Annotated in this window: 12 protein-coding genes; 6 read left to right on the top strand and 6 right to left on the bottom strand. The window is 57.1% G+C overall.

Annotated elements, in window-relative coordinates; all coding sequences use genetic code 11:
• Nucleotides 1-19 precede the first annotated feature (19 nt).
• Genes G5574_RS17765 through hpxZ form a run of 4 tightly spaced genes read left to right on the top strand, consistent with a single transcriptional unit; the run spans nt 20 to nt 3,578 of the window.
• A complete protein-coding gene (locus G5574_RS17765; protein ID WP_006118024.1) occupies nt 20-1,606 on the top strand; it encodes a gamma-glutamyltransferase family protein in 1,587 nt (528 codons plus the stop codon).
• Between the two features lie 12 nt (nt 1,607-1,618).
• Nucleotides 1,619-1,801, top strand: coding sequence for an oxalurate catabolism protein HpxX (gene hpxX / locus G5574_RS17760; protein WP_033738521.1), 183 nt, complete (start codon nt 1,619-1,621; stop codon nt 1,799-1,801).
• Nucleotides 1,798-3,198, top strand: coding sequence for an AtzE family amidohydrolase (locus G5574_RS17755; RefSeq protein ID WP_164482986.1), 1,401 nt, complete (start codon nt 1,798-1,800; stop codon nt 3,196-3,198). The genes hpxX and G5574_RS17755 overlap by 4 nt, the downstream gene beginning before the upstream one ends.
• Complete coding sequence (hpxZ, locus tag G5574_RS17750) at nt 3,195-3,578, top strand: oxalurate catabolism protein HpxZ (protein WP_006118021.1); 384 nt, start codon at nt 3,195-3,197, stop codon at nt 3,576-3,578. The genes G5574_RS17755 and hpxZ overlap by 4 nt, the downstream gene beginning before the upstream one ends.
• Before the next feature lie 90 nt (nt 3,579-3,668).
• Here hpxZ and G5574_RS17745 read toward each other — a convergent pair whose 3' ends face one another.
• Entirely contained in the window at nt 3,669-4,571 is a 903-nt protein-coding gene (locus G5574_RS17745) for a LysR substrate-binding domain-containing protein (protein ID WP_164482985.1), read from the bottom strand.
• 98 nt (nt 4,572-4,669) lie between these two features.
• Here G5574_RS17745 and G5574_RS17740 point away from each other — a divergent pair, with 98 nt between their 5' ends.
• The gene (locus G5574_RS17740; protein WP_164482984.1) at nt 4,670-5,443 is read left to right on the top strand and encodes a HalD/BesD family halogenase; all 774 of its coding nucleotides are present in this window, start codon (nt 4,670-4,672) and stop codon (nt 5,441-5,443) included.
• Nucleotides 5,444-5,469: 26 nt separating this feature from the next.
• On the opposite strand, the gene argE is transcribed toward G5574_RS17740, so the two are convergent.
• The 5 genes from argE to G5574_RS17715 all read right to left on the bottom strand — a co-directional run bounded on the left by argE (nt 5,470) and on the right by G5574_RS17715 (nt 10,205).
• Complete coding sequence (argE, locus tag G5574_RS17735) at nt 5,470-6,681, bottom strand: acetylornithine deacetylase (protein ID WP_164483254.1); 1,212 nt, start codon at nt 6,679-6,681, stop codon at nt 5,470-5,472.
• Nucleotides 6,659-7,333, bottom strand: a complete 675-nt coding sequence (locus G5574_RS17730) for a DUF1028 domain-containing protein (protein ID WP_033738511.1) — start codon at nt 7,331-7,333, stop codon at nt 6,659-6,661. The genes argE and G5574_RS17730 overlap by 23 nt, the downstream gene beginning before the upstream one ends.
• Complete coding sequence (locus G5574_RS17725; RefSeq protein WP_033738510.1) at nt 7,330-7,764, bottom strand: RidA family protein; 435 nt, start codon at nt 7,762-7,764, stop codon at nt 7,330-7,332. Before G5574_RS17725 ends, G5574_RS17730 begins: the two co-directional genes overlap by 4 nt.
• Nucleotides 7,765-7,781: 17 nt before the next feature.
• Nucleotides 7,782-9,047, bottom strand: coding sequence for a flavin-containing monooxygenase (locus G5574_RS17720; protein WP_164482983.1), 1,266 nt, complete (start codon nt 9,045-9,047; stop codon nt 7,782-7,784).
• Between the two features lie 246 nt (nt 9,048-9,293).
• On the bottom strand, nt 9,294-10,205 hold the full coding sequence (locus G5574_RS17715) for a LysR substrate-binding domain-containing protein (RefSeq protein ID WP_033738508.1): 912 nt from the start codon (nt 10,203-10,205) through the stop codon (nt 9,294-9,296).
• Between the two features lie 419 nt (nt 10,206-10,624).
• Between G5574_RS17715 and G5574_RS17710 the strand changes: the two genes are divergently transcribed.
• Nucleotides 10,625-12,148, top strand: coding sequence for an amino acid ABC transporter permease/ATP-binding protein (locus G5574_RS17710; protein ID WP_039338602.1), 1,524 nt, complete (start codon nt 10,625-10,627; stop codon nt 12,146-12,148).
• Nucleotides 12,149-12,163: the final 15 nt, after the last annotated feature.

Raw genomic sequence — 12,163 nt, 5'->3', positions numbered from 1 at the left:
AAAACAGAATGAGAAGAGCATGATTCAGAGCAATTTGGCCCCGTTAGGCATGGCCGTGACGCCGCATCATCTGGCCAGTGAAAGTGCGCTGGCGGTACTGCGGGAAGGGGGGAACGCGATTGAGGCCATGGTGGCCGCCGCGGCGACGATTGCGGTGGTCTATCCGCACATGAATGGGCTGGGCGGTGACGGATTCTGGCTGATCATGCCAGGCAAAGGCGATCCGGTTGGCATTGATGGCAGTGGCAGAGCGGGTTCGCTGGCGAATTTTGACTTCTATAAGGGGGAAACCCATATCCCTCATCGTGGGCCTAAAGCGGCCCTGACGGTGGCGGGCACGGTGAGCGGCTGGCAGGCGGCACTGGACCTGTCCGCAGAACTGGGGGGAACCACCCTGCCTTTACCGCGCTTACTCCGCGATGCTGTTCGCTATGCTGCCGATGGCATTCCCGTCACCGCCTCACAAGCCGCGGCGACGCGGACGAAGCGCGACGAGCTACAGCATCTGCCTGGCTTTGCCGCCACGTTTTTACCGGACGGCGATGTGCCAGCGGAAGGCAGCCGTTTCACCCAGCCTGATTTAGCCCGTACATTGAGCCTGCTGAGCGAAGAAGGTCTGGACAGTTTTTATCGCGGCACGCTGGCACAGCACCTTGCGGAAGAAATGGTCAATCTGGGCATTCCCATCACCCTGGCGGATTTACAGCAGCAACGGGCTCGCCGCGTCACGCCGCTCCATATTCGCCACAGCGAAGGCGATATCTGGAATATCACGCCACCGACACAAGGTATGGTGTCGCTGGCCATACTGGGCATCACGGATCATCTGGACATGGCGAACGCAGATGAGGTGCAGACGATCCACCGTATCGTCGAAGCCACCAAAAAAGCGTTTGCCCTTCGGGATCAGCATATTACCGATCCCCGCCATGTGGTTGAGGATCTGCAGGCACTGCTTGACGGCGAAACCCTCGCCACCCTCGCCAGCCAGATTCAGGATGATCGCGCTGCGCCCTGGGGAACCGGTCGCGGGCCTGGCGATACCGTCTGGATGGGCGTGATGGACAGCAGCGGGCTTTCCGTTTCCTTTATCCAAAGTATTTATCATGAGTTTGGCAGCGGTGTAGTGGTGCCCGGCACCGGACTTGTCTGGCAAAACCGGGGCGCGGCTTTTAGCCTCGATCCCGACCATATGCTGGCGCTGGCGCCCGGTAAACAACCCTTCCATACGCTGAATCCTGCCGCCGCACGCCTGAAGGATGGTCGCACCATGGTATACGGCTCCATGGGCGGCGATGGCCAGCCGCAAACTCAGGCAGCCATTTTTACCCGCCATGTTATTCAGCGCCTGCCGCTGCAGCAGGCCGTTAGCGCACCTCGCTGGCTGCTGGGGCGGACCTGGGGCCAGCTGTCGGACTCGCTCAAACTGGAAAGTCGCTTCGCGCCCGACACCCTGGAGGCGCTACGTGCGTTAGGACATGACGTGGAGTCGCTGCCGGCCTACAGTGAGGCCGTCGGCCATGCAGGTGCCATTGTTCGTCACAACAACGGTATGTTTGAAGGCGCAAGCGATCCGCGCAGCAACGGCAGCGCCGCCGGTTTCTGACAGGAGTAAATCATGAATCAGAGTGACTGGGCAGCCTATATTGCCCAAATGGAGCAAATCCTGAACGTGGAACTGGACGAGGATCGCCGTGTCGCCCTGCTACAACAGATGACGCGCATTGCCGATATGGCGGCCCCGTTGATGGCTTATCCGCTGGACGACCGGCTCGAAGTCGCAGGAGTGTACAAAGCATGAGACCAGACGAGGTTTCCATTCAGGCACTTCAGCAGGCGATTCAGCACGGTGATATCAGCGCCCGTGAAGTGGCGGAGCAGACACTGACCGCGATTGAGAAACAGAATCCGCAGCTTAATGCCTGGACGGATATCACCGCAACGCGGATGGTGCAGGAAGCGGATGCGATAGACAAGCAACGCCTGCGCGGCGAGATCTTGCCGCCGCTGGCGGGCATTCCCTATGCGGTAAAAAACCTGTTTGACGTGCAGGGGTACACTACCCTGGCGGGGGCCAGACTGTTTCGTCAGCGTCCGGCCGCAACCCGGGATGCCTTTGCCATCACCCAACTTCAGCAGGCCGGTGCCCTGCTTTCCGGCATGGTCAACATGGATGCCTATGCCTACGGTTTTACCACCGAAAATACCCACTACGGGGCGACGCACAACCCGCATGATCTGGCGCGCATTGCGGGCGGCTCATCCGGCGGTTCGGCCGCCGCCGTGGCAGCGGGACTGGTGCCTTTCTCGCTGGGGACGGACACCAACGGCTCAATCCGCGTCCCGGCTTCCCTGTGTGGGATTTTTGGCCTGAAACCGACTTTTGGCCGCTTATCCCGCAGCGGCAGCCATCCGTTTGTCGCCAGCCTGGATCATATCGGTCCCTTTGCCCGTCGGGTGGACGATCTGGCCCTGGTTTACGATCTGCTGCAAGGGCACGACAGCACGGATGCCTTCCAGGCCGATCGCCCGCTGGCAGCCACCTTACCGCAGCTGAAAAACGGTGCACAGGATTTGCGCTGCGCCGTACTGGGCGGCTTCTTTTCGACCTGGTGTAATGATGATGCCCGCGCGGCGCAATTACAGGTGGCGCAGGCGTTACAGGCTCAGGACGACGTGGTAATCGCGGAGGCTGAGTTAGCGCGCTCGGCCGCCTTTATTATGACCGCCTCTGAAGGCGGCAATCATTACCTGCCTGCGCTGCGTCAGCAGCCCGACCTGTTTGAGCCCCATTCGCGTGAACGCCTGCTGGCTGGTGCGATGCTGCCTGCGGCATGGTATGTTCAGGCCCAGCGCTTCCGCCGCCACTTTCAGCAGCAGGTCGTCCCGCTGTTTGCGCAGTACGATGTGCTTATCGCCCCTGCCACGCCATGTAGCGCGCCGTTAATTGGTCAGGAAACGATTGCCATTAACGGGCAGAATCTGCCGACGAAAGCCAGCATGGGCATGCTGACGCAGCCGATCTCCTTCCTTGGACTTCCCGTCTGTACTGTGCCGCTGACGACGGCGAGCGGTTTACCGATTGGCGTACAGTTAATTGGCGCCCCCTTTAACGAACAGGCTGTCTTACGCGCAGCCTGTGCCCTTGAACAGCAAGGACTGACATTTTCGCCCACCCGCAGGGCAGGAGCACAATGAATACTGACGCGATTAATCTTCCCGAGGTGCTGAACGCCGTTACCGCCGCGTTCTACCGTTATGAAAAGGCGCTGACGGGCAACGACATTGCCGTCCTGGATGAGCTGTTCTGGCACGATCCGCGGACCGTGCGCTTAGGCGCTGGCGAGAACCTGTACGGCATCGATGAAATCCGCGCGTTTCGCGCGGCAAGACCGTCGGCGGGGCTGGACCGCACGCTGCGCAATACGGTGATCACCACGTTTGGTGACGCGTATGCGGTGTGCAGCACCGAATTTACCCGGGCGGGCACGGAGAAAATTGGCCGTCAGCAACAGACCTGGGTGAAGTTTCCGCAGGGCTGGCGCATCGTAGCAGCGCAGGTCAGTCTGATGAGCTAAGCCCGGCGGAGCAGTCATATGTTAAGGCCGGGAGGCCTGAGTCTAACGCTTCACGCCGCGAAAGCGCTCAACTGCAACCCCTACGCCGCCCTACAGGGCGGCGAGCTCGCCTAACCAGGCGATCATTGCCTCTGCGCCAGGCTGGTTCAGCGTGCGATTCGGCCAGGCCAGATAATAGGGCTTGCTGAGCGGCAACGCGAGCGCATCTACAATGACCAGTTCGCCCCGGTCCAGCGCCTGGGCGATCATCCGGCGCTGCCCCAGCAGCACACCAGCGCCGGCCACGGCGGCATCAATCGCCAGCGAGGTCAGGTTAAAGGTCATGGCTGGACGAGCTGCTGGCACAGCCATTCCTTTCGCCACAAACCAGCCCGACCAGTCTGGCAAAAAGCGCCCTTCTTTGCCCCAGTCGAGATGAATCAGCGGCGCATGCCGTAACAGATCCTCGCGGGAAAAGGCGTCGATCAGCCGCGGGCTGGCGACCGGGAGCACCTCATCATGAAACAGATACGCTTTATTCAGTCTGGGATACGCCTCCTCGCCGAAACACATCACAAAGTCGGCCGGCGTTTGAGCAAAATCCACCTCCGCGTGCGTGCCATGTAAGGAAAGACTGACATCCGGACAGCGTTCACGCCAGCGGCACAGATGTGGCAACAGCCATTTCGACGCCAGCGCCGGCAGCGTGTAAAGCGTAAGCTGTGCGGCGGTCTCAGTGCGTCCTATGTTACGCTGACCAAGCTGGAGAACCGCAAAGGCTTCCGTGACATAGCGAAGATACTGCTTGCCCGTCTCCGTCAGCATCACGCCCTGTTGCGTACGTAAAAACAGGACGCAGCCAAGATGATCTTCAAGCTGGCGAATTTGCTGGCTCACCGCCGCAGGGGTTAAGGCCAGCTGTGCCGCGGCCCTGGTCAGGCTGCCGGTTTCCGCAGCCACTTTAAATGACTGAATCACGTTGATTTTAGGCAAGCGCGATGACGGGTTGGGCATTAAGCATTCCTTATCAGGGTATTAACGATTTATTGGTATTCAGCTGATGCCGGGCAGGCTAGTGTGACAATTCATCCCTTCATTATGAGACCGCGACGATGCCCAAAGCCCTGGTACGCACTGACTTACATCCTCTGACCGACCACGCCTGGCGTCAAGACTGTCGCAGGCAACTTAATCAACACGGCGCGCTGGTGTTGCGTCATTTTTTGCAGCCTGCCGCCCTGCAGGCCATCGTCGCAGAAGGCAATGCGCAGCGCGATCGGGCTTATTACACTGTCAGTCAGCACAACGTTTACCTGATGAAAACGGAGGCCGGCTTCAGCGACAGCCATCCACGCAACCGCGAAGTGAACAGCACCAAAGGGTGCATTACGGACGATATGATTGCAGCGGATTCCCCGCTGCGTCAGTTGTATGACGATGCGCTGTTTCAGTCTTTCTTATGCGAAGTGCTGGACGAAGAGGCGCTGTATCCCTACGCCGACCCGTTGTCTTCGATTAACCTGCACTATGCGCCACAGGATAAAGAGCTGGGGTGGCATTTTGATAACTCCTCGTTTGCCATCACGTTGCTGGTGCAGAAACCGCTGGGCGGTGGACGGTTTCAGTATGTGAAAGACCTGCGGGATGCTGATGCGGGCGAAATGAATTACGCGGGCGTGGCCGCCGTGCTCGATGAACAGCACCCCGTCGATGAACTGGCTATGGATGCCGGTGACCTGGTACTGTTTCGTGGGCGAAATTCACTGCATCGCGTGACGCCCACAGAAGGCGACGTCACGCGCATGCTGGCGGTGCTGGCCTACAATACCGCGCCCGGCATCGCCCTGTCGGAAACGGCCCGCCTGACGTTTTACGGCCGGTTGTAAACCGCACCCGCAAACGTTTTTGCCGATCATCTGGCCGCGCGGCGCGCTCCACCCTGCGTGGCTTTATTGGTGGACGTTACCGCCATCCACTGACGCAGGTTTTGTAGCATTGCCATACAGCGTTCAAGCTGTTCAAGACTGACAAACTCATCTGCTTTGTGTCCCTGTTCCATGCTTCCCGGCCCGCAGACCAACGTGGCTACCCCAATCTCGTCAAATAATCCCCCTTCGGTGCCAAAGGCGACCGTAGCGAACTCGTTATGTCCGCTCCACTGCGCCAGCCAGCGGGCAAAGTCGGTCTGCGGATCGGTCAATAAGCCGGGGTAATCGCTCAGTGGTTGAAAGGTAATGTTGCACAACGGTTCAGTGCGCTGCATTTCAGGCACCAGTTCTGCTTCGGCGAAGTGGCGTACGCTGTCATACAGCGCCTGAGCATCCGTACCAGGCAGCGTTCGCCACTCCATATCAAACTGGCAGGTCTCAGGAACAATATTCAGTGCTGTCCCGCCCTGAATCGTGCCAATCTGCAGCGTGCTGTAAGGCGGTTCAAACCGTTCGTCACGTTGCAGCTTTAACGCTTCTTCCTGCTGCAAAAGATGCGCAATTAACCGGGCGGCGTAGTGAACCGCATTCACGCCCTGATGCGTATAGGCAGAGTGGCAGGCGTGGCCCTGCACCCGACAGCGCACCGCCCGTTTTCCCTTATGTCCGTAAACCGGCTGCATGGCGGTCGGCTCACCCACAATACACATCGCCGGTTTTGCCGGTGAGGCATTGAGCATCGCCACCAGCGAGCGCACGCCCAGGCACCCCACCTCTTCGTCACAGGAAAACGCCAGATGCAAAGGCATGCGCAGAGGCTGCTGAAGAAACGCATCCAGCATGGCCAGCACGCAGGCAATAAAGCCTTTCATATCGGCGCTTCCCCGACCGTAATATCGTCCGTCACGTTCCGTCAGGGCGAAAGGCGGCACGGACCAGTTTTGCCCCTCAACCGGCACCACGTCCGTATGCCCTGACAGCATAACGCCGCCTTCGCCCTCCGGCCCCAGACGCGCATACAGATTGGCTTTTTTACCGCTGTCGTCATACAGCCACTGCGTCGTTATGCCTCTGTCAGTCAGGTAGTCGTCAATAAACTGGATCAGGGCCAGGTTTGACACCCGACTGGTTGTGTCAAAGGCCAGCAGAGAGGCCAGAAGCGCCCGTAACGTCTCATTCATCGCCGGGCACACCATAGGCCGGTGCCTCACGCGGATCCAGCGCGCGCGTGACATAGGCTTCCATCTGGGGTTCATAGGCAAGCCACAGTTGTGTCAACTGCCCGACAGGGTCGTGCCCGGTCCAGTCGATACGCAGATCCACCAGCGGCCAGGGATAATCATCCACAAGTTTGAGCGCAGCTGAATGTAACGGCCCGGCTTCTCCGCCTGCCGCCACGCCGGCCTGAAGGGCGGCAAGCAGCCGACTGGCCAGTTCACCGGAGGCCGCTTCAAAGGCTGCGCACATGGATGCCGTTACGTCCTTGTTCGCCAGCATATTGCCTGCGGCGATACAGTTTTTTCCTTCGGCCATGCTCCAGATACCCAGCGTCTTGCTGCCACTGAAAAACGCTGTGTTACCCTGAATATCAATCGCGGCGACCTGGCGGTAATCACTGAATCTGTCGCCAGCCAGCGCCCGCTTTAGCGCCACGTTCAGATCGCTGCCCTGATCCAGATGCAACAGAATCTGCTGCCCCAGAGAGGGCAACGTAATATTCTGGCTGGATACGGCACCCACGCCGGCCTGGAGCCAGGGACAGCGCGCGCCTACCGCAATGCTGGATGAACTGATAGCGATGCCGAGCTGACCGGTTTCTTCACACCGTGCCGTCACTGATAAGGTCATTGGTCTGCTCCACGTTTCCAGTCATCCGGAATCACCGCAATGACATCAATTTCCATCAGCCATTGCGGCTGTGCCAGAGCCGAAATCACCAGCCCTGTTGAGACGGGGAAAACACCTTTTAGCCACTTTCCGACTTCCCGGTAGACCGGTTCGCGATAACGCGGGTCGACTATATACGTGGTGGTTTTGACAATATGCGACAGATCGCTCCCCGCCTCTTCCAGCAGTTGCTTCACATTTTTCATCGCCTGCGCCGCCTGCGCGGCCGGATCGCCCAGGCCAATCAGATTACCGTCGAAGTCAGTGCCGACCTGGCCGCGCAGGTACACCGTGTTACCTGCACGTACTGCCTGGCAGAGATCGTTGTCCAGCGTTTGATTAGGGTACGTTTCTTTGGTGTTAAACATCCGAATACGAGTATGGGTTGGCATAACAGCAGTCTCCTGGTTCAGTTTTCTGACGCGGCACGGTAATCCTGATACTGGCGCTGAATAGCAATATGGTCGGCAACATACTTTGCGTCATGCCACACGCCCCAGATAAACGAGGAGCCGCGGCGCGACTGCCAGGGCAGCCCGAGGAAATAGAGTCCGGACTCCGGGGAGACGCCGCGTTGATGGAGAGGTCTGTTTTTCTCGTCAAAGGCGTTAACCTTCAGCCAGGTATAATCCGTGGCATAGCCTGTCGCCCAGATGAGCGTCGTGATCCCTGCACGGACCAGATTGAGCGACTGCACGGGATGCGAGACGCTTTCCGGATCGGGCAGAAAGGTGCGTGCGGCCGGATCCTCGGGTAAATTCAGGCCATGGCGTTCAACCCAGGCATCGGCCGCATCCAGCAGGGATAAATAGTTTTCATCGCCTGCGGCAATGTTTTGCGCCAGATCGGGCTTAAAGGTCACGACCTCGCCGGAAAAGCGCTCCGTCAATCCGACCAGGTTGATGCCCTGCTCCGCCAGTTTGCGAAAGTCGACGGTATGCCCGCCGCGCGCGCCGCTGACCGCGATGGTGACGTGTTCTTTCCCCGGTTGGCTGGCTGCCGCATCCCACAGGCCAAGGACCCCTAACCACCAGCAAAAGTCCCGGTTGCGATAGCGGCGAGGCGGACGATCGTGGGGACCAACGGAGAGCCACACGTCTTTTCCTGCACGCTGAAGCTCATCGGCAATCTGCACCCCTGACGAGCCCGCGCCGATAACCAGCACACCACCTTCAGGCAGTTGTTGCGGGTTACGGTAGTCCGCCGAATGTAACTGGGTGAATCGCGTATCCGTGGGCGCAATGGCGGGAATCACAGGCTTCTGAAAAGGCCCTGTGGCGACGACTACGCGCCGGGCAACGATCGGACCAGCGGAGGTTGAGACGTCGAACCCGCTGCGCCCGACACGCGGTACCACGCTGATGACTTCGACGCCCGTTTTGACAGGCGCCTCGATATGCTGCACATACGCTTCAAAATAGTCAGCAATCTGTTCTTTAGGCACAAAGCTGTCAGGATCCTGCCCCGGAAAAGTCATGCCGGGAAACCGATCGTGCCAGGCCGGGCCGTTGGCGACCAGCGAGTCCCAGCGCCGGGTTCGCCACGCTTCGGCAATACGATTTTTTTCCAGCACGCAATGCGGAATGCCGAGCCGCCCCAGATGCTCGCTCATGGCGATGCCGGCCTGCCCTGCCCCAATCACCAGGGTATCTGTTTCTTGCTCTGATATTGTCATTCCATCATCCTCAAGCCCGACGTTTTAATGACGTGTTCCTGACACGCGCCAGCGCCAAGACTATTTGAGGCAGATGAATGGGTAAAATATTATAAAGCTAATATCTGAATAAGAAATTAATAAGCAGAAGATACGTGCCCGGTTATTAAAGCCACTCAGCGAATAAAGCGCGAAATTAGCCGATGTGATTTACCGCAAATACATTTCTTTTTCTTACCAAACAGCACGGTAATTGCGCGGCACTTTTTACACGGTGGGCCCCAACGCACTATTCTGGCAATAGTCCATAAAAAGTTTTGTCGGTCGCGTCGGTTCATTATGACTTAACCAGGCCATGATTAACGTCGAGGCTTCCATATCATCTTCAATATCAATCTGCGCCAGCTTTTCACCGTCATAAGTCACATCAGTACAGGGGCGGGTGACCAGAACTGAAAACCCCAGCCCCTGTCCTACCATGCAACGCACCATTTCAATGGAGGGCGAACTGTAGGCTACCTGCGGGTGGTACCCTTTGCTTTTGAAAATATTGATGAAGTAATTCCTGCTGGGTACCGCATCCAGCAAAATCATAGGTTCCTGACTCAGCTCACGCAGCGTGACCAGGGATTTTTGTGCCAGTGGATGGTTTACCGGCAGGAGCGCGTAAGGTTTATGCGGGGCGTTTAACGTGGTTTTTTGAATGGTGTTATCCAGCTCGAGATCGTAGAGAAAAGCCAGATCAAAACGTCCGCGATGGAGTCCATGCATCAGTTCATGCTGCTCGCCGTCGTACAGTTCAATGGTAATATCCGGATAGTGTTTTTTAAACCCGGCTATCAGTTTGGGCATATACAGCGGCGCCGCAGATTCAAAGCATCCCACCGCAATCGTGCCTGAAATCAGGGTGTTATCTGCACGTGAGTTTTGCTCAAACTCGTGTGTCAGACGTAGCAGCTCCTGCGCCTTTTCGTAAAAACGGCGGCCGCCAGGCGTCAGCGAAACACCCTGTGCGTGATGGCGGATGAGCAGTTGCTGATCGAAGGCGTCCTCCAGGTTTTTGATGGAAACGGAAATGGAGGGCTGGGCGATATGCAACTGACGCGAGGCTTCCGCAATGCTTTCCGTCTCCACCACGGCGACGAAATATCTGAGCTGTTTAAGTGTAAAGCGACTCATGGCGTTACCTCTGTTTTTTATAGTCAGCAAGACACCTTGCTTCGTTCCGGCCTAAGCAGCACTGCAAATGCTGTGCCACTTACCTGCCCGTTCCACCTGAACGCCGTTTATGTATTAACGCCATTCCACCTGTTTTTTTACGTCTGGCAGAAACGTAATCATCAAAAAGAAATTGCACCAATAACTCTCACCCTGCGTCGCAATGATCAGCGTGCTGCCCTAAATAAGCGCAAACAGGGAAAGAATACGTTAATTATTGCCCGGCCCTGTTAAAAAGACACCGTTTAAAAAGGGATATAACAGTTGGATAGTTTTTTTAAAATCAGAAGCCAGCAAATTACTAATTGCTATCGTTCCCGTCCTGCCGCCATAGTGAATTACAGAATTATTCACCCCTTCTGTTTAATGTGAGCAAGCCCATGACATTTAACTGGAACTATATGTTCAGTCTGTTTAGCGACGCTAATTTTTGGCTGGCGACATGGACTGTCATCAAACTGAGCCTGCTGACCTGGGGAACGAGCATTATTGCGGGATTTATCCTGGCGCTGGCCAAGCAGTCGCGCCATCCCTTATTGACGCTGCCGGCCCGGTTTTATATCTGGCTCTTTCGTAGCCTGCCTTTGCTGGTGCTGCTGATCTTTGTTTATAACCTGCCTCAGGCATTGCCCGCCACGTCGATGGTACTGAGCGATCCATTCTGGGCAGGATTTATTGCGCTGACCATGTGTGAAAGCGCCTATATCGCAGAGATTCACCGTGGCGGGCTGCTGGCGATTCCCAAAGGCCAGAGCGAGGCTGCCCGGGCACTGGGATTACGCTATGCAGGCATTCAGTGGCGCATCATTATCCCGCAGGCACTGCGTGTGGCCTTACCGGCACTGGCGAATGAATACATCGCGATCGTGAAGCTGACGTCACTGGTCTCTGTTATCTCGCTTACCGAAATTTTGATGGTCGGCCAGCGACTCTACTCGCAAAACTTTCTGGTCATGGAAACCATGGCGGCAGTGGCCTTCTATTACGTGCTGATCGTTACCGTCTTTGACTTCCTGCTGAAACAGCTGGAGCGCTATCTGGACGTGACACAACGCCAACCGTCCGGCAAACCTGATGCACATCTTTTCGAACTCGCACAACGCGCAGCGGTGAATCCTGTCCGTCAGGCGTTTCACGCCAGCGGACCAGCGTTGCAGGCCCTGCGTCTGCACAAGGCTTACAACAATGTTGAAGTGCTGGGCGCCGTTAACCTGCAGATCCATCCTGGCGAAGTGGTTTCCGTAATCGGGCCTTCAGGTTCAGGAAAAACCACGCTGATTCGCCTGCTTAATGGTCTGGAGCAGATCGATAACGGTGAAATTCGTATTAACGGAAAACCCTTTATTCATCTCAGTCAGCAGGGAGAGCAACGCAAGCCACGCTTCGTTGAGCATGCAGAGCATCGTCTTAATATCGGGATGGTCTTTCAGAGCTTTAATTTGTTCAGTCATCTCAGCGTTATGGACAACCTGTTGCTGGCGCCTCGCTATCACAAGCTCGCGCCTGCCGCGGTATTAAAACAGCAGGCTGCTGCGCTGCTTTTTAAAGTCGGCATGCTCGACCATGCGTGGAAGTACCCTCATCAGCTCTCCGGCGGTCAGCAGCAACGCGTGGCTATCGCACGTGCCTTGATGATGCGTCCGCAAATCATGCTGTTCGATGAACCCACCTCTGCACTGGATCCCGAAAAAGTGAATGAAGTGCTTCAGGTCATTGAAGCCCTGGCAAGCGAGGGCATCACCATGGTGATCGTGACTCATGAGATGAACTTCGCCTTCAAGGTGTCTGACCGGATTGTCTTTATGGAAAAAGGACGCGTGGTCTGTGACGACGCGCCGCAGGCTCTACGCGATGGCCAGCATCCGCGCGTGGAAGCTTTTCTGAAGGATGTCTCGCTGGCGTAACGATGTATTAATCAC

Source organism: Pantoea stewartii, assembly GCF_011044475.1.
GTDB lineage: Bacteria > Pseudomonadota > Gammaproteobacteria > Enterobacterales > Enterobacteriaceae > Pantoea > Pantoea stewartii.
This window is presented reverse-complemented; position numbering and strand designations above follow the sequence as displayed.